This window comes from Psychrobacter nivimaris (assembly GCF_009812035.1).
Lineage (GTDB): Bacteria > Pseudomonadota > Gammaproteobacteria > Pseudomonadales > Moraxellaceae > Psychrobacter > Psychrobacter nivimaris.
This window is the reverse complement of sequence record NZ_VZIZ01000019.1, coordinates 51,865-69,528: the sequence shown is the minus strand read 5'-3', so window position 1 is coordinate 69,528 and position 17,664 is coordinate 51,865. Positions and strand designations below refer to the sequence as shown.

Sequence of the window (17,664 nt, the reverse complement as noted above, 5' to 3'; positions counted from 1 at the left end):
CCATTATTGTACAGGTTCAGAAGCCTGTTCTGCTTCTTCAGTTTCGTCGGCTTTGCTATTTTTCTTCGTACCAAGCTTTTCGTCACGGATCTTATCTTCGATTTCTTGGGCAATGGCAGGGTTCTCTTTTAAGAAAAGCACAGAGTTGGCTTTACCTTGACCGATTTTTTCGTCGCCATAGCTGTACCACGATCCTGCTTTACCAACCGCTCCAATCTCTACACCTAAGTCGATGACTTCGGCTAAATGGTTCGTACCTTCACCGTAAGTAATTTCGAACTCAGCTTGGCGGAAAGGTGGTGCCATTTTATTTTTGATGACTTTGACACGGGTCTGGTTACCGATGATTTCATCACCGTTTTTGACCGCACCAATACGGCGAATATCCATACGTACAGAGGCGTAGAATTTCAGCGCATTACCACCAGTCGTAGTCTCAGGGCTACCGAACATAACACCGATTTTCATACGAATCTGGTTAATAAACACCACCATACAGTTAGAGCGTTTGGCGTTACCAGTGATTTTACGTAGGGCTTGGCTCATAAGACGCGCTTGTAGACCCATGTGTGAGTCGCCCATTTCGCCTTCAATCTCAGCACGTGGCGTCAAGGCGGCTACTGAGTCAATCACGATCATGTCGATTGCGCCTGAGCGTACCAACATATCGGTAATTTCAAGTGCTTGCTCGCCATTGTCAGGCTGCGAGAGCAATAAGTCATCAGTGTTTACCCCAAGCTTGCGTGCATAAACAGGGTCAAGCGCATGCTCAGCATCGATAAAGGCACAGGTACCGCCTTGCTTTTGACACTCTGCAATAGCTTGCAGGGTCATCGTCGTCTTACCTGAGCTTTCTGGGCCGTAAATTTCAACGATACGGCCTTTTGGTAGACCACCAATGCCAAGCGCAATGTCTAATCCTAGAGAGCCTGTAGAGACCACATCGACATCCATAATGGCTGAGTCATCGCCTAGATGCATGATGGTATTTTTACCAAATTGCTTTTCGATTTGACCTAATGCCGCTTTGAGGGCTTTGGCTTTATTGTCGTCCATATTGGATTCCTTGTTTTCGGTAGTTAAGTTGATGCTATAAATAAAATATTGGTACTGTTAAAACCTTTGGCAAACGCATACTGACTGTTATGAAGTCGGCAATTATTGTCTGGCTGTTTTATCAAAAAATAGGTTGTCACGTGACTGGTATAGGTAGTAGTATCGAATGTATCGTTCTACTATACAGTAAAATTAAATAGCGAGAGAAGTAAAAATAAGTCCGTAATACACTGTCGTTATCGTTGTTTTTGAGTCAGACTTGGCGTGCTAATTACTCGACTCAACTTCTTAACGCTGTTGATTTGATAAGGTAATTATAACAAAAGCAAAGCACTATAATGAGCGTTGAGGGATGCTAGACGACACTATCTGTCGTATGGTATGACGCTGAAAATCTATAGAAATGATGCGATAGGTCGCTGTTGTTTTGAACCTGATAATGACTATGCTTGTCAATAGATTTAGGAGTTGTCCACAACAAATAAAAGGCTTATTTTCGCTAATTGTGAAACATTATGAAGAATTAAATTATTTTAAAAATTATTTAAAATAATTTTTTATGTGTGTGAATTTAATATAAGTATTTGATTTTAAAGGTTTTATAAATTGTACAAAAAATGAACGATTTTACCTTATCCTTTAAGTTGCTTAGCTATAAACTTGTCAAGTGGTGACTTATACACAGGGTTATCCACAGCTTATGGGGAGAACTCTGTAAAGCCTTATAATACATAAGTTTACGTAGATTATTAGTGTTGGGAACGGGTTCTATATCTCGTTTTTCATCACTTTACAGGTACTATTTTGTCTACAAACAACGCTATGAGCGCTATGTTTCACAAATTATAAATTTATCTTTTTTTACGCATAATCATACTATAGGCATTAAAAGTCAGGAGTATGACTCAAGATATACACCTAAGATGTCAGAAGACATAGTTATGCATATAATGTCTAGTATTTTTAGAGATATTTTCTATAGCCTATAGAAGGCCATAAAAAAGCGGCTACATCAGATAGCCGCTTTGTCAAAACACTTAAAAGTAGAGCTGTATTAATCAGTCTTTGATATAGATCAAATCCCAGACGCCATGCCCACGATCGAGGCCACGACGCTCAAACTTGGTCATTGGACGAAAGTCAGGACGCTCAGTGAAGTTACCTTTACCTGCTTTGTTGGTTAGTCCAACGAAACCATCCAATACTTCAACCATCCAAAATGCATAATGCTCCCAGTCAGTTGCTGTATGGAACCAGCCGCCTTGTTTTAAGCTGCGCGTAACGATAGTCATACGTTCAGGACTGACAAAACGACGCTTATAGTGGCGCTTCTTTTGCCATGGATCAGGGAAGTATAGCTGAATACGGTCGATATGGTTTTCTGGTAGCTGCTTGAGCAATTGAATGGCATCACCGTTGATGATTTTTACGTTGCTCAAATCTTGGGTGCCAGCCATATAAGCGCATTTACCAATACCAGGCTCATGCACTTCTACACCGACAAAATTACGAGTAGGGTCAGCGGCCGCCATTTCAATAAACGAATCACCCAAGCCAAAACCAATCTCTACCGTAAGCGGTGCATCTGCGCCGTTAGGGCTATCAGCAAATAACGTACGTAGGTTGTCAATACCGGTAAGATCGCCATCCCCAAAACTGTTATTGACCAAATACTCAGAAAATTCTGGAGCAGTTAGTGCAAGCTCAGCATTTTTGTTCATGTGCGTACGGCGCTTCATAAACGTATTGACGATGCGGATATGCTTGTCAGAGGTCGGTTCTATCTCTTGGCTAGTGCTGTTATCGTTATTGATAGGCTCGCTTGTGCTATTAAGGGTTTGCTCATCAGTAGTATCGGTACTATTGACGTTGTCATTGATATCAGAATGTTGACTCATAGGATTCGTAAGGCTTAATTAGGTGGGTGATGTTTGCTTATTATAAGTCAAATCCATACAACTGTGAACGGACAATCCTATTTTCGCGTATTTGCTGGTCAGTGCTGGGGTTTCTCTATGTTACACACGGGTTTTAGCGTTATCATATAATGGTATCTTTTAAATGCTTTTTCTAAGAGTCAGCAAGTAGAGCGTGTTGCCATGTTATTTATCGAGACAGATTCACCGCCACCATTTTATCAAGAATCGTTAACACCTGCTAAACGTAAGCAGTTAGACAAATGGTTCATCGGTAATCGTAGCCAGCGTTATTATCTCAAACGCTTTGAGCAGTTTGATCAGCAAGGTTATCTGTCACCAAAATGGCATTGGGCTGCATTTTTTATCACTTTCCCTTGGCTGCTATATCGCAAGCGCTATATGGATGCGATTGTCTATAGTGTCGCAGGGTGGTCTTTTATCCAGCTTAATGTGGCACTAGTGCTAGTCGCTTTTGAGTTTGTAGCGATGTCCTATGTCCCAGATGCTTATCAGATGGCAACACGTATCGGTATTGCCGCTGTTATTTGGCTATTTTGGTCGTTTATGGTGGCACGTTGGACAGATGCGTATTACTACCGAATGGCAAGGCGTGAGATCGCTGATGCGATAAATGACTATCCGCGAGATGAGGCAGCACAGAAGGCACATCTGCAAAGAGAAGGCGGTGTTAGCTTATTTGGACTGGCATTGGGGTTTGGTTTTTTTGCGTTTTCGCTATTGGTGATTAAGGTGCAGTTTTTACCGATTATTGCTAAGCCAAAAGCAAATGAAGTTTTGTTTGATGCTTATGATATTGCAAAGAATGCCCAAAATCGAGTGGCGTTGATTTATCAGCAGACAGGGCAGTGTCCAGTAAACCTGCCCCTGAGTACCGAACAGCAGCAAATACGCATGCATGTCGATACTCAGGCCGCTGGCGTAACAGAAACCGACTGTGCGGTAGTAGCAACGATTCAGAACGTGACGTTTCCGATACGCTATTTAAACGAGCAGACGCTGGTCTTTTATCATATACCAGACAGTGATAATTGGGATTGCACCAGCTCACTGAATAAAAAACAAGCCCCTAAAAACTGCATAGCTGATTAGGGGCTGTATTTGACGAGTGCTTGTAGATGTTGCTAGTGCTGAGAGCTACTGTTTAGGGTTAATGCTTAGGGTCCGTTGCAGTATCATTCTTTTCCTCAACTGGTGTTGCTTGGCTCTTTAACGCTTCATAAAAATCGGTCAAATCCATTTTACGTGCTTTACCAATATCTTCGTCAAACAAGCTTTCAAGCTCAGCCATTGCTGATTGCGCGGATTCAATCATGCTAGCTTCATCATCGTAGATAGCTTGTTGGCGTTCGATCAAGTCATCATCATAATCACGGAATGTTTTTACTGTTTCTCGCGCTTTTTCTGGTGAGATACCTAATAACTGTAGTGATTCACGTGACATGTCCAAAGACGACAAATAGGTCTCACGCCAAATGTGCCGCACGCCAACCTCACGCAAGCGATAATAGTGCTGACGATCGCGTGCTCTTGCTAATACAATCAGTTCAGGATAATTCTTACGAAGATACTGAGCAGTAGTGATAGAGCGTTCTAAGTCATCGATAGCGAGAATAAACACTCGCGCTTTTTGAATACCAGCCGCTCGTAGAATTTCAGGGTTTTTCGGATCGCCATAATAGACTTGGTTACCGAATTTTCTTACAAAATCTACTCGGTTTGCTGAGCGTTCAATGGCGGTAAATTCGATATTATGCATGCGCAGTACACGGCCAATAATCTGACCAACGCGGCCGAAGCCTGCAATAATGACCTGATGCTCATGATCGGGAATGGTATCGTATTCGCGGCTTGGTTTACTCTTGGCAAATAACGGCTCACCTACTTTTTCTAACAATAAGAATGCCAGAGGTGTTAGCGCCATCGAAATGGTAACGACAAGGTTAAGAGTATTAGCAAGTTCAGGACGCAAGACATTTTGGGCAGTGGCGACACTGAATAGGACAAAGGCAAACTCACCACCTTGAGCCAAGGTCACGCCCAATCGGATACTGGTAGGCCAGCGATTGCCCGATACTTTGGCAATACCTGCAATCACTGCAAACTTGATAAACATCAAGGCGAGGGCACAGCCAATAATAAAGATGGGCTCTGCCAAAATGAGTTTGACGTCGGTAAGCATACCGACCGACATAAAGAATAGACCTAGTAGCAATCCTTTAAAAGGTTCGATACTGGCTTCTAATTCGTGACGATACTCAGAATCTGCTAACAACACACCTGTCAAAAATGCACCTAACGCCATTGATAGACCGATTTGGCCCATCAAGATAGATACGCCCATCACGATAAATAGGGCGACCGCTGTCAGTAGTTCTGATGCACCACTGGAAGCCACAAATTTAAAGAATGGTCGAACCACATAACGGCTGGCAAAAATCAGACCGGCAAAGACAGCAAATACCTTACCAAAATAAATCAAATCGTAGCTTTGCTCACGCACCCCTGATAAGAACGGAATGACTGCTAACAACGGAATGACTGCAATATCTTGGAATAATAAAATGGTGAAGGCTTCTCGACCATGCGTGCTCGAAAGCTGCTGCTTTTCAGTCAGTATCTGTAGTACAAACGCGGTAGAGGATAGCGCCAAACCAAAACCAACAATAAAGGCGGTATCTAGTTGTAAGGAGAAAAACTGATGTAGGAGCCACATCAGTAGCGTACCAGTCAAACCGACCTGCAAACCGCCCAATACAAATATAGAGCGGCGCAATGCCCAGAGCCGCGAAGGCTGGAGCTCAAGCCCGATAATGAACAGCAGCATGACCACGCCAAACTCTGAAAAGTGCAATAGACTTTCAGCGTCGCCTGCCACATCCAAGCCACTTGGGCCCAATATGAGTCCAGTGATGAGGTAGCCTAAAACCGTTGCAATGCCGAAGCGTTTACCGAGAGGGACAAAGAGCAATGCTGCTCCCAAAAAGATAGTGGCTTGCAACATGAGATTTGGTGAGCCGGCGGCGGCAGCAAACATCTGGGCTCCTTAAAAATTTGAATAAAATACACAATATAAAATGAACGTGACTAAAATCAGTATGGCTAAAACGATATCGCGCTAGTATCTATTATTTTTTGCGATAAATTTTCCACACACCATTGTCTGCAAGCGGATTATTATAAGCATCGTTGCGGCGTTTACGCGGTGTCTGGCGACTGTCAACAATCTTAAAGTCAGGCAGGGCATGTACAATCAGACCAGTACGATAAAAACGCACCCGCTCAGGCTCTAACATCTCGCCCTTACTATCGCGACAAAAAACATAAGCACGCAAATCGATAAATTCACGATGCGCTACCAGTCGCGCTTCCTCGTCGTTATCTAGCACCGCTGTCATGCGCTCAATTTCATCATCCGTATATTGACCACACTTATCCGTCAGAGCACCTACTGATCCAAAGCTCTTAGATTCTTTAGCGCGTGTCTTAGTTAAATGTAGACGCTGAACGTGATAGATGAATTGTGGTATTTCAAGGCTGGCAGGGAGCGGTAGATAGTCAGGTGGCATGTTGGCCGCTGGATAAAAATCCTTGGCGCGCTCAAGCAGATTTTGCCAACACTGCTGATAAGTCTGGACTTCGGCTAAGTTGCCTTCGTAGATAGGCATATCGCGAATTTGTCGCAAAATATCAGGCGGAAACTGTTCATTACGAAAGTTTGCAATGTCTTCTTGCAATGTCGATAACAAAACTTTGGCGTGTTTTTTGCCATCTTTTGATGCAGGATCATCGATATAGTCTGGGGCGACAAAGGGTGCTGAGCGTCTAGACATAGTGTTGTATCATCAATAGATAGAGTGAAAATACCAAAAAGTATGATTATAAAAATTAACTGGGGTGCTAAACAAAACTTTATAATAGTTATTATAACCACATAAGCCGATTCGGACTTAATTTTTTTAAGTTGAATAAAACAAAAGATTGTCGCAAATCACGACTGCTTTAATGTGATCTAGATTCTAGTTCTAATTCTACGTAACTTTTAGTGTAAGCCAGTATCAGATGCCTATACTTGTATTTGTTAGGTCGTGTTTCAAGTTACTGACTTCTTTATTCAATCACTTAGCTGAAAATGTATCGTCAATGGTTATGACCAATATGACTATTACCATCAGACAGCTGCCCCGAAATATCACAAACCAATGCATCGCTATGTGAGATATTCTGCGGGTGAGACGAGCTTTCGACCTGAATAGTAGCATGGTGAATACCAAGCTCTAGCAGTCTTTGTTCTAGACTGGCAATTAGAATATTTGATTCATGGATACTCATTTCACCATCGACCACCACGTGACAAGAGAGTGCATTGAGACCGCTAGTAATACTCCAAACATGTAGGTCATGTACTTTTTGTACTTGAGCGTCTTCGAGTAATTTTTGCTCCAGATCGACTAGCGATATATTGGCAGGCGTCCCTTCCATCAATATATGCACAGAATCACGTACGACGCGGTAGCCACTGATTAAAATAAGTACGGCAACAATTACTGATGCCACTGCGTCTGTCCACACCCAACCAAAACCCATCATGAGTAGTGCAGCGATAATCGCAGCCACTGAGCCTAATAAATCGCTCAATACGTGCAAATAAGCACTTTGCATATTAAGGTTAACGGTTTCTGCATTATTCGGTTTCTGCTCTGTGACCTTGTCATCATCTGTACCATGATTATGACCGTGTGACTCGCCACCTTGACTACCTCGGTGCATTAGCCAAGCGACCAGAATATTGATTAACATACCGATAGTCGCCACGATAAGCATGCCTTGGGTCGCAATTTCTGGCGGTGAGTTAAAGCGTTTAATCGCTTCATAAAAAATCATTAAGGCGATTATCACAAGTGTCGCGCCATTTACCGTAGCGACTAATATCTCGAAACGCTTGTAACCAAAGGTTTTCTGGTGAGTGGCTGCTTTTTCGCCGATTTTAAATGCGACCAAAGTGGCACCAAGCGCTATCGCATCGCTTAACATATGCCCTGCATCAGATAGCAAGGCCAAACTACCGGTAAGCCAACCACCAATGGCTTCGATAAACATATAACCAGTAATGATAATAAAGCTGAACAGCAAGGTACGCTGATAGCCCTTGGTGTCTCGTGCTGTGGTGGTTTGCTCTAGATGCTCATCATGATCGTGATGGCCTTGGGTTTCCTGAGTGTAGTTATTTTCTTCATCTTCGCGAATGTACTTAGGCACATCCGTATTATCATGCGGTTGGCTATGATTGTGCTCGTCAGAGTTTGGATTATTTGGATTCATAATAATACTCAAATTCGCTGATAGTTGCGTTCGGTAGATGATGCTTACTGATAAGTGACGTTTACTAATAAGTGATGTTTGCTATAGGTAGGCGTAGAGCCTCTATCGCATACCATTTGATAGTTATAAATTTAACATAGCCAAGCATGAGAAGCTGTAACGACGAAGTAAAAATGATAAGGAGATGAGCAGAAAGATATGCGCCCATTTGTTGAGAGCTGAATGAGAACTACCAACCGACAGGATCAATGTCCAAAGTAAGTTTAAGGTATTTAGCGCTTGGTAGGGCAAGCACTGGCTGCCACCACTGTCCCAACACATGATGCAATTGACGACGATCTTTAGCCAGTAGCAAAAGCTGTGCATGGTAGCGACTGTTCTTTTTACTCATGGGCGCATCAATAGGACCGAGAACAGCGAGGTTATGAGCATTAGGCAAATGCGCAATAGCATCCTTGAGCGCTTGAGTAGTAGCTGCCAATGTTTTGCCTTCACAGCGTATTAAGGCAGCATGTCGATGAGGAGGTAAGCCCATCATTTGACGATCTTGCAGTAACTCACGTGCAAATGACAAGTAGCCATCTTTGACCAGTCTTAATAGTAACTCGTTATCAGGTTGCAACGTTTGGATCAATACGCGACCAGCTTTGTCACCTCGACCAGCACGGCCTGCCACCTGAATCATGAGCTGTGCGGTATGCTCTGGTGAGCGAAAATCTGCTGATAAAAATCCGCGATCGGCATTGGGTAAGCAAACCAACGTGACGTTGGGGAAGTGATGACCTTTGGCAACCATCTGTGTACCGACCAATATGGCAGGGTTGCCTTTGTTGATTTGCTCGTAAATATTTTCCCAGCTGTCTTTGCGTCTTGTGGTATCACGGTCTATTTGAATAATCGGATAGAGCTCTTTGCTGGTTTGAGGATTGGCAAAGATTGCGTGTAGATTCTCGCTGAGCCTTGTCGTTCCCATACCTTTAGCGTCTAGGTTTTGACTGCCACAATCAGGGCATACGGTAGGTATATAGGCTTGCCAATCGCAATGATGGCATTTCAAATAAGAGTTGCTTGAATAACTGTTTCGCTGGGATTGGCCGTTATAGTGAACGGTCAGGTGCGCGTCACAGCGCGGACAATCTGCTTGCCAGCCACAAGCCTCGCATAAGAGAACAGGCGCATAGCCACGACGATTCAAAAATATTAATACCTGATCACCGGCTTCTAGCGTTTGCCGTATCGCCCCGATCATGGCATCCGTCAGCCCTGTATCATAGCGCGCACCGTCATCTTGAGCCTGTTGATGGGTACTTTGCAAGCGAGCATCAATCAGCTGCATGGTTGCAGGCTTGGCATTACCTGGACGAGTAAGCAGTTGGTATTCTACTAGTTTGCCATCATCGACCAGTTTTAAATGCTCAAGAGAAGGTGTGGCAGTGCCGAGTATGACAGGGATTTTGTACTGCAAACCTCGATAGAGAGCAACATCAGCGGCATGATAACGTAATGTGTCTTGCTGCTTGTACGAGCCATCATGCGCCTCATCAACAACAATCAAGCCTAAGTCTGCAAAAGGATATAGCACAGCCGAACGTGTACCGATCACGATTTGTGCATGACCCGTGCGGCAGTCTTGCCAACCTTGTAAGCGATGAGTATTGGTCATGCCAGAGTGCAATAACACAATGTGGGCGGCGAACCGACTGGCAAATCTTGCTCGTGTTTGCGGTGTGAGGCCAATCTCTGGTACTAAAATAAGAACCTGTTTACCAGCCTCTAGTACAGCTTGCATCGCTTGCAGATAAACTTCGGTTTTACCACTACCAGTAATACCGTTGAGCAGAAAACCAGTATAAGTATCGGACTCATGGGCAGCAATAATAGCGTCGACAGCAAGTCTCTGCTCATCATTGAGATCAAGTGGCATTTTTGCCAGTTTAACTGGAGTAGGTGCTTGTTTTGGCTGAATATAGCGCTCGACTAACCCTTTATCTTCCAGCGTCTTTAAAAATGATCGTTGCATCCCTTCTAGTAGCAATACATCTTCACTTGCGCCGTGCTGACCATGTAGCTTTAGCATATCGAACTGCTGCTTTTGTTTCTTGGCATTGGCTCGAAAATCATCATCAGTGATATGAGGCAAAATGCGCCAATGGGTAATCAGCAAGTCTAATGGTTTGCCTTGACGAACAAGGCTTGGCAGGATAACTGCTAACACGTCGCCAAGTGGATAATGGTAATAGCGCGCTAACCAATAGGCAAGCTTGAGCATGTCCGAGTTCAAAATAGGCTCAGCATCTAGACATTTATTAATGGGTTTGATTTTATTGACAGGTACGCTGCTATCGTCTTGTGAAATATGAGCAATCACAATGCCAATCAGAGTCTGACGACCAAATGAAACTTCGACACGGCTGCCGATTTGCGGTATCGCACTGTTTGGCAAAGCAAGCATATCAGCTGGTAATCTATAGTCAAACACCCGATAAAGGGGAACGGGCAGAGCAACTTGTACCAACATAAACGGCTTCGCAGTCTTATTAGGTGAATATGAGATCAGAATAATAGAACGGAGACCAATAAGCTTAGCATGATGCTAAGCTTATTGTGATATGACTTATAGGCTGTTGCTAAAATGAGCACTTAATAATGAGCACCTAATATTAAGCATCAAATATCATCTTATTCGATATAAAGAATAGACTCAATTTCTACCACGCCACCTTTAGGCAAGGCAGCTACTTGGACGGCAGCGCGGGCAGGATATGGCTCGCTTAGATTGGCGACAAACACTTCATTCAAGACAGCAAAATCACTCAAGTCAGTCAAAGATACATTGAATTTGACCACGTCATTTAGACTGCCACCAGCTGCTTCACAGATAGCTTTAATGTTTTCAAATACTTGCTCAGCCTGTGCTTTAAAACCTTCTTTTAGCTCCATCGTGTCAGGATCAAAACCAAGCTGACCTGAGATATAGACAGTATTGCCGACTTTTACAGCTTGAGAATAGGTGCCGACTGCTGCAGGTGCTTTATCAGTTTGGATGGTTTGACGAGTCATGGGGTGTCCCTTTTATATTTTATGTGAGTGATTCATTGCTACTAGAATAGCAGTTCTATTTTAGCTATTTGCATCACGACTATAGCAGTGATGCAAATGTGCTTATTATAATTGATATAACCGTATAATGTTAGGGAAACCTAGCAGCGAGCGTAGTTCACGAATGCCCTGTGCTAAGTGGTTGCGACTACGTACTACGATATGAATAATGGTATCAGTATTGCGAACATCAACGGTTTCAACACCCATATTGAGCTGGCGTAATTGATAGATAACTTCGCTGATTTGCTCGTCACTAAGCGCAATAGAGAGCTTTAAATAAGCAGGAAAACGAATCTTACCGCTGTTTTTTAAGTCATGCTCGCCGATGTCACCTTGTTTGACAGCATTGTCATTGCGCCAACGCAATTGGATCACCTGATAAGGATTGTCTTTACGGATATCGTCCAGTGAGAAACATTTATGACGATGAACGACCAAACCATGACGTGATAAATGGCCTACGATAGGGTCGCCATATATCGGATGACAGCAATTGGCAAAATCAAGCTCGACGCCAGCAGCATTAGCGATCAACTGTTGCGGTTGGGTCATGTCATCGCTATGTACTTTTGCCTGTAGATCGCTCAGCTCATCGCTAAACAAACGTGTCACGACTAGCTGAGGAAGTAGTGTACCTGAGCTTATTTGTTCAAATAACGCATCTTTTTCTGTCAGACCGCGCCATTCAGTCAGGTCTTTCCAGTCTGCGTCTGTCAAATCATCAAAACTTTTCTGATGCGTTCGGAGCGCACGATCCAATGCTTGCCTGCCATGGTGTTGTTTGTCAGTGACAGACAGATCTTTGAACCAACGTAAAATCTCTTCACGGGCTTTGTTAGTCACTACAAATCCCAGCCACTCTGCTTTCGGTTCTGAGTGGCTATTCACTTCTATCTCAACGGACTGTCCATTTTTTACCACGGTGCCAAGCTTTGCAGCTTTGCCATCGATATTTGCACCAACGGCAACGTTACCAATCATAGGCCCGACCGCGTAGGCAAAATCTAGCGCTGTTGCACCCTGTGGAAGCTCGTAAGCACGCCCTTGGGGACTGTAGCAAATGATTTTACTAGAGTGCAGATAATCCATCAGCTCATTAATAGTAGAGACCGCTGCTGAGAAATCAGGACTGTTTTCATTCAGATTATCTTCATCGACCAAATCTTTCATGTTGCGCAATGACGCTTGGATAACCGACTGACTCACATCAGATGCGTGCTCTGCACCGATGACACCAAGTCTTGCAGCGCTCTGCATTTGCTTGGTCAATATAGTGACTTTTACCACATCATTGTCACGCTCATAGATGAGGGTGAGGGACTGGTTACCACCTGGCAGCGGACGACGAATATTATCCGCAATATGGGTATCATCAATCTGATATTTTTTGATCAAATAATAGGCCAGCTTATCGCACGCTTCGATATTGTCGAGGACGATTTCAAACGCGTAGTGACGCAGTAGCGCATTAATCTCACCGCGATTGCGGAAAAATTGACGATATATGACCACGCGATTGTCTAAGACTTTGACCAGACCATTGAGGTCCAAGTTATTTAGCACGATACTCAAATAACGATGAATGGACTCTCTTTGAAAGTTTCGTCCAAGCCCATGCTGTAGCAGTTTATCGGACAGCTTATTGTACATATCAGAGTCTAAATTGCGATAACACAATACTTCGATATAGTCAGCAATATCATTCAGACCCATTAATCGTGCAAATGGCACATAAAAATCCAGGGTTTCTTGAGCTGTGGTGCGCTGCTTCTCAGGACGTACTGCGTCAAGCGTAGACATATTATGTAGACGGTCAGCAAGCTTGATAATGAGTACACGCGGGTCAGCGAGGGTAGCGGTCAGAATTTTATGAAAGGTGGCCGCTTTATTTTGCTGCTTGTTATGCGAAGAAGATTTTAGCTTGGTCACACCATCGACCAGTCTTGATACAATTTCACCATAACGCTGCTTGATTTGCTCATCACTAACTTCGGTGTCTTCGACCGTATCATGCAGGATTGCTGCAATGATGGTATCTCGATCTAAGCGAAAGCCCGCTAGTATCTCAGCGACAGCGATTGGATGCGTGATATAAGGTTCCCCTGATTTGCGCTTGTCTTTAATGTGCGCAATATCTCCGAACTCACAAGCATCAACAATATCACGGCGCTCAGCAGCAGTGAGATAACCTACCGAACGTAGTAAATTATATTGAGCATCATCGACGAGGTGATGACTGAGTTTGGGTAGGGTTTGACTCATAAAATGATGATCCTATTTTCCATGACCTACTTGTTGGGCCACTTACCGAAGCAAATGGAGGCTAAATAATGACCTACCATACAAAACTTAAGGATGAGTACGCCATTCTCTAATTAATCGCAAATCGCTTTCAATGTCAACTGATAAGCGTGTGGGCGATGAAAAAATTTCACTCAGTGGTCTATTTTGGGGATAAATGGTGACCAAAATAGCCAATACATTATTATTACAACCAAAAAACCACAGCCTATGCTGTGGTCTCTATAGTTGATCAAGATGTGTATTATTTTATAAAAACACGATTGGCTCTATAAAATACATCTTATCAAAACAGCTTATTAGAAGCTGTGGTCGCCTGACAATGCTAAATCTAATGAGCTAGTAGCAAAATTATGCTCTGGCTGATTTAGGATGTCGCGTGTGATTTTGCCAGCGGCAATTTCACGTAGTGCCAATACTGTAGGCTTGTCGTTATCAACGTCAACCAACGGCTCGGCAATACCTTTGGCCAATTGACGGGCGCGTTTGCTTGCGACCAAAATTAGCTCAAAGCGATTATCAACATTATCCAAACAATCTTCAATCGTCACTCGTGCCATAAATAGCTACCTCGGTTGTTTTTATTAGTAACGGACCTTGCCCGCCACTCAATAAAAATAATATCAAAAATATAAAGGGGGATAGCTAAATATTATAGCATTTTTTGCCAAGTCGCGTAGTTGCTTTTTATATCTACTTACGAGATTAGCTGCTTGTGCGTAGTTTACTCTTCTGCCTGAGTGTTTAGCAAGTTGCTAATCGTACGATGATAGCGCTGCTGCTGACGACCAAGCGTCTGTCTGTCGGCCACGATAATGGCTTTTAGCTCAGCTAAGGCTACATCAAAATTATCATTGATCACTACATAGTCAGCATTCACATATTGTGCCATTTCGGTGACCGCCCCAGCTAGACGGCGCTCTATAACTTCTACAGAATCCTGCGCGCGGGTTGAGAGACGTTGACGTAATGTCGCAATGCTAGGTGGTAGAATAAAAACCATAATGGCATCGGGAAAGATATTTCTGATTTGCGTCGCGCCTTGCCAGTCAATCTCCAAAATCACGTCAATACCCGCCGCTAGCTGGGTACGTACACTTTCTTCTGATGTGCCATAATAGTTACCAAATACTTCAGCATGCTCTAGAAATAGACCTGCATTGATACCATTGGTAAAACTATCGGTATCTGTGAAATGATAGTGCTGACCGTCAATCTCGCCTGGGCGTGGTGCGCGAGTGGTGTGAGAGACGCTGACAGTCAAGTCATTGGTGGTAGCAAGCAATTGCTTAACCAGTGAGGTCTTGCCAGTACCTGAAGCGGCAGTAACGATGAATAATGAACCTGTCATACAATTTATCCTAATAGAGGGTATCTTAGTAACTCGTAAAATGTATTGTAATAAATGCGTGTTGATAAAAAGTTAAGCAGTGCCTCAGCCAAAAACAAAGACTGGAAAAAATAAAAAACGCCATCATGTATGGCGATAGAAATTATAATAGATGCATTATTATAAACTGCTTTTATACAAGTTAAAGCTGGTTTTTCAATATGTCGTAAGCATGCTGAGATTTGCCCACAAAATATTGCTATGAGTAGACAGCTATTTTAGAGAGCGACAAAAGCAAATTATGCTAAAGTAGAGCATTGATTTCGCCCCAACTTTTGAATAAAAAATTCAAAAATACGTTTTAACTATAAATTATCCAATGATAGGCCTTTTTATGCAAATTTATCTTGCCAATCCCCGTGGATTTTGTGCTGGTGTGGACCGTGCAATTGCGATTGTTAATGAAGCATTGACACGTTTCGAGCCGCCTATTTATGTCCGTCATGAAGTTGTGCATAATAAGTTTGTGGTGTCAGACTTGGCCAATCGTGGTGCGGTATTTGTTGAAGAGCTTCATGAAGTACCAGACGGATCCATTGTTATTTTCTCCGCTCATGGGGTCTCCAAAGCAGTTGAAGATGAGGCTGAGCGTCGTGATTTGACGGTGTTTGATGCAACATGCCCGTTAGTGACTAAAGTACATATCGAAGTGGCAAAGTTTGCGCAAGATGGGATGGATGCCGTGTTGATAGGACATGCAGGACATCCGGAAGTCGAAGGTACTATGGGGCGCTTTAATCGTCGCCATGGTGGACAAATTCATCTGGTCGAAGATGAGAGTGATGTGGCCGCGTTGACCGTACAAGATGCCGAACGCTTGGCATTTGTGACTCAGACAACCTTGTCGATGGATGATACTGCGCGCGTTATCGATGCGCTGCGTGAAAAATTCCCTAGTATCCAAGGCCCTCGCAAAGACGACATTTGCTATGCTACTCAAAACCGCCAAGATGCGGTAAAAGATTTGGCCAGTCGCTGTGAAGTGGTCTTGGTAGTTGGTTCGCCAAACTCATCAAACTCCAATCGCTTGCGAGAGCTAGCTGAGCGTATGAATTGCCGAGCGTATTTAATCGATAATGCCAGTGAGATGGACAAGCGTTGGTTAGATGGTGTGCAGAGTATAGGCGTGACCGCTGGTGCATCTGCGCCCGAAGTGTTGATCCAAGAAGTATTGCAACAGCTTCAAGACTGGGGTGGTGATCTGCCTAGTGAGCTATCTGGTATTGAAGAAAATGTAACGTTTAGTCTGCCGAAAGCGCTGCGGATTCCTGTTACTCAGGTTGGTAAGTAACTAATATTCGTGTTTGTATTTATATTTGTATGAACCATCATTTATATGGATAAGGTCGCATGAAAGAACCAAAAGCCAGATTTGTATTGGCAGAGGCCACGCTCGCTGAAGTCAACAAGCAACTAAAACTCAATATGCTAGTGATGGCAGCAGTGGTTTTCGTATTGTTTATGAATATCATGAAGTTTATGGCAGAAAAAAGCTTTTTCTACGCGATGCTCGCAGTAGTTATGATCTGTTTATTATTCTTCTTACAAAAAGCTCGCCGTATTCTCACGCTAAGAAAACAAGAGCTTATCCATAAATAGAAAGTACAAGCATAAATAAAAAATACAAGTGAAAGTGCCAAATATAGGATAGCTATGACTGCTTATTACAAATTTATCAAACGAGAATTACAAGAAGACGGTGTCAGTGTTGCGTATTATCAGCCAACCAAGCATGCTCAAGGTGCTTGGAATGAGCATGAGCAGCACATGGCGCCAGCAACAGGCCTATTAACAGCCGAGATTAACAGCTTTGCGCCACAACCTAATATTCGTATCGCACGTGTGAGTCTTGATATCTTGGGGCTAATACCGCTTGACGATTTTACTATTACTACTCGCTGTATTCGACCAGGTAAGACTATTGAGCTGATTGAAGCGGTCATGAGCAGCCGTGGCCGTGACGCCATTATAGCAAGAGCATGGCGACTGATTACTCAAGATACCAGTGAGATTGCCGGACTTGAAGATCAACCAGCAGAATACAAACCTGAAGAATTGCCAGTTTGGGAAGGTATGAAAGGCTGGCCGGGCGGTTTTATTGAAAGCGTGCGTTTAGTAGCGACAGAAGACCGTCGCTCTGGTCGCGGTATGGTATGGATTACTAATGATCTCGACATGATTGAAGGCAAGCCGACTGATGACTTGGTGCATCTGTTAGGTATGGTCGATACTGCCAATGGTGTTGTACCAAGATTGGGTCTTGGTTTATCTAAGTTAGAGTGGATGTTCCCCAATACTGATTTGCAAATCCATATGCATCGCTCGCCAAAAGGTCGCTGGCTCGGTATCGAGGCTGTACAACAATATGGCGATGATGGTATCGGATTGACCAGTGCGGTACTGCACGATGTACATGGGCCTTTTGGTCGTAGTGAGCAAATCCTTACTATTCGTCCGATGCCACGTTAAACGGCTAAGAGTCAGCCAGTTTATAATTTTGAAAAATGAAACAATACGTTATAATCAATTAATTATACAAATAATAGGGAAATGGTT

General features: G+C 43.4%; 14 protein-coding genes. 4 read left to right on the top strand and 10 right to left on the bottom strand.

Features of this window, described 5'->3' with window-relative positions; genetic code table 11:
- Positions 1-3: 3 nt before the first annotated feature.
- Positions 4-1,056: a recombinase RecA gene (gene recA / locus FQV37_RS08435; RefSeq protein WP_101205782.1), complete on the bottom strand. Its 1,053-nt coding sequence runs from the start codon at positions 1,054-1,056 to the stop codon at positions 4-6.
- 1,058 nt (positions 1,057-2,114) lie between these two features.
- Complete coding sequence (trmB, locus tag FQV37_RS08430) at positions 2,115-2,954, bottom strand: tRNA (guanosine(46)-N7)-methyltransferase TrmB (RefSeq protein ID WP_160022305.1); 840 nt, start codon at positions 2,952-2,954, stop codon at positions 2,115-2,117.
- A gap of 201 nt (positions 2,955-3,155) precedes the next feature.
- Between trmB and FQV37_RS08425 the strand changes: the two genes are divergently transcribed.
- Positions 3,156-4,085 (top strand): DUF2628 domain-containing protein, encoded by a 930-nt coding sequence (locus tag FQV37_RS08425; protein WP_160022303.1) that lies wholly within the window; start codon positions 3,156-3,158, stop codon positions 4,083-4,085.
- Positions 4,086-4,143: 58 nt separating this feature from the next.
- Here the strand turns inward: FQV37_RS08425 and FQV37_RS08420 are convergent, their stop codons facing one another.
- The 8 genes from FQV37_RS08420 to gmk form a co-directional block, all read right to left on the bottom strand.
- Entirely contained in the window at positions 4,144-6,030 is a 1,887-nt protein-coding gene (locus FQV37_RS08420; protein ID WP_102092778.1) for a monovalent cation:proton antiporter-2 (CPA2) family protein, read from the bottom strand.
- Between the two features lie 91 nt (positions 6,031-6,121).
- A complete protein-coding gene (locus FQV37_RS08415; protein ID WP_087815101.1) occupies positions 6,122-6,826 on the bottom strand; it encodes a hypothetical protein in 705 nt (234 codons plus the stop codon).
- 307 nt (positions 6,827-7,133) lie between these two features.
- A complete protein-coding gene (locus FQV37_RS08410) occupies positions 7,134-8,315 on the bottom strand; it encodes a cation diffusion facilitator family transporter (RefSeq protein ID WP_160022301.1) in 1,182 nt (393 codons plus the stop codon).
- 229 nt (positions 8,316-8,544) lie between these two features.
- A complete protein-coding gene (locus tag FQV37_RS08405; protein WP_160022299.1) occupies positions 8,545-10,833 on the bottom strand; it encodes a primosomal protein N' in 2,289 nt (762 codons plus the stop codon).
- A gap of 161 nt (positions 10,834-10,994) precedes the next feature.
- Positions 10,995-11,375 (bottom strand): RidA family protein, encoded by a 381-nt coding sequence (locus FQV37_RS08400; RefSeq protein ID WP_160022297.1) that lies wholly within the window; start codon positions 11,373-11,375, stop codon positions 10,995-10,997.
- Between the two features lie 105 nt (positions 11,376-11,480).
- Positions 11,481-13,679: a RelA/SpoT family protein gene (locus tag FQV37_RS08395; protein WP_160022295.1), complete on the bottom strand. Its 2,199-nt coding sequence runs from the start codon at positions 13,677-13,679 to the stop codon at positions 11,481-11,483.
- Positions 13,680-14,017: 338 nt separating this feature from the next.
- Entirely contained in the window at positions 14,018-14,278 is a 261-nt protein-coding gene (rpoZ, locus tag FQV37_RS08390; RefSeq protein WP_057761396.1) for a DNA-directed RNA polymerase subunit omega, read from the bottom strand.
- Positions 14,279-14,442: 164 nt separating this feature from the next.
- Positions 14,443-15,069: a guanylate kinase gene (gene gmk / locus FQV37_RS08385; RefSeq protein WP_160022293.1), complete on the bottom strand. Its 627-nt coding sequence runs from the start codon at positions 15,067-15,069 to the stop codon at positions 14,443-14,445.
- A gap of 373 nt (positions 15,070-15,442) precedes the next feature.
- Here gmk and ispH point away from each other — a divergent pair, with 373 nt between their 5' ends.
- Genes ispH through FQV37_RS08370 form a run of 3 tightly spaced genes read left to right on the top strand, consistent with a single transcriptional unit; the run spans position 15,443 to position 17,577 of the window.
- The gene (ispH, locus tag FQV37_RS08380; protein WP_160022292.1) at positions 15,443-16,399 is read left to right on the top strand and encodes a 4-hydroxy-3-methylbut-2-enyl diphosphate reductase; all 957 of its coding nucleotides are present in this window, start codon (positions 15,443-15,445) and stop codon (positions 16,397-16,399) included.
- Between the two features lie 59 nt (positions 16,400-16,458).
- The gene (locus tag FQV37_RS08375; RefSeq protein WP_102092783.1) at positions 16,459-16,707 is read left to right on the top strand and encodes a hypothetical protein; all 249 of its coding nucleotides are present in this window, start codon (positions 16,459-16,461) and stop codon (positions 16,705-16,707) included.
- Positions 16,708-16,761: 54 nt separating this feature from the next.
- Positions 16,762-17,577 carry a thioesterase family protein gene (locus FQV37_RS08370; RefSeq protein ID WP_160022291.1) on the top strand — a complete coding sequence of 272 codons (816 nt, stop codon included), beginning with the start codon at positions 16,762-16,764 and terminating at the stop codon, positions 17,575-17,577.
- Positions 17,578-17,664 lie beyond the last annotated feature (87 nt).

Bases quoted from the DNA above. Each gene is read 5' to 3' on its own strand.
- recA (WP_101205782.1), bottom strand. From the start codon at position 1,056: ATGGACGACAATAAAGCCAAAGCCCTCAAAGCGGCATTAGGTCAAATC.
- trmB (WP_160022305.1), bottom strand. From the start codon at position 2,954: ATGAGTCAACATTCTGATATCAATGACAACGTCAATAGTACCGATACT.
- FQV37_RS08425 (WP_160022303.1), top strand. From the start codon at position 3,156: ATGTTATTTATCGAGACAGATTCACCGCCACCATTTTATCAAGAATCG.
- FQV37_RS08420 (WP_102092778.1), bottom strand. From the start codon at position 6,030: ATGTTTGCTGCCGCCGCCGGCTCACCAAATCTCATGTTGCAAGCCACT.
- FQV37_RS08415 (WP_087815101.1), bottom strand. From the start codon at position 6,826: ATGTCTAGACGCTCAGCACCCTTTGTCGCCCCAGACTATATCGATGAT.
- FQV37_RS08410 (WP_160022301.1), bottom strand. From the start codon at position 8,315: ATGAATCCAAATAATCCAAACTCTGACGAGCACAATCATAGCCAACCG.
- FQV37_RS08405 (WP_160022299.1), bottom strand. From the start codon at position 10,833: ATGTTGGTACAAGTTGCTCTGCCCGTTCCCCTTTATCGGGTGTTTGAC.
- FQV37_RS08400 (WP_160022297.1), bottom strand. From the start codon at position 11,375: ATGACTCGTCAAACCATCCAAACTGATAAAGCACCTGCAGCAGTCGGC.
- FQV37_RS08395 (WP_160022295.1), bottom strand. From the start codon at position 13,679: ATGAGTCAAACCCTACCCAAACTCAGTCATCACCTCGTCGATGATGCT.
- rpoZ (WP_057761396.1), bottom strand. From the start codon at position 14,278: ATGGCACGAGTGACGATTGAAGATTGTTTGGATAATGTTGATAATCGC.
- gmk (WP_160022293.1), bottom strand. From the start codon at position 15,069: ATGACAGGTTCATTATTCATCGTTACTGCCGCTTCAGGTACTGGCAAG.
- ispH (WP_160022292.1), top strand. From the start codon at position 15,443: ATGCAAATTTATCTTGCCAATCCCCGTGGATTTTGTGCTGGTGTGGAC.
- FQV37_RS08375 (WP_102092783.1), top strand. From the start codon at position 16,459: ATGAAAGAACCAAAAGCCAGATTTGTATTGGCAGAGGCCACGCTCGCT.
- FQV37_RS08370 (WP_160022291.1), top strand. From the start codon at position 16,762: ATGACTGCTTATTACAAATTTATCAAACGAGAATTACAAGAAGACGGT.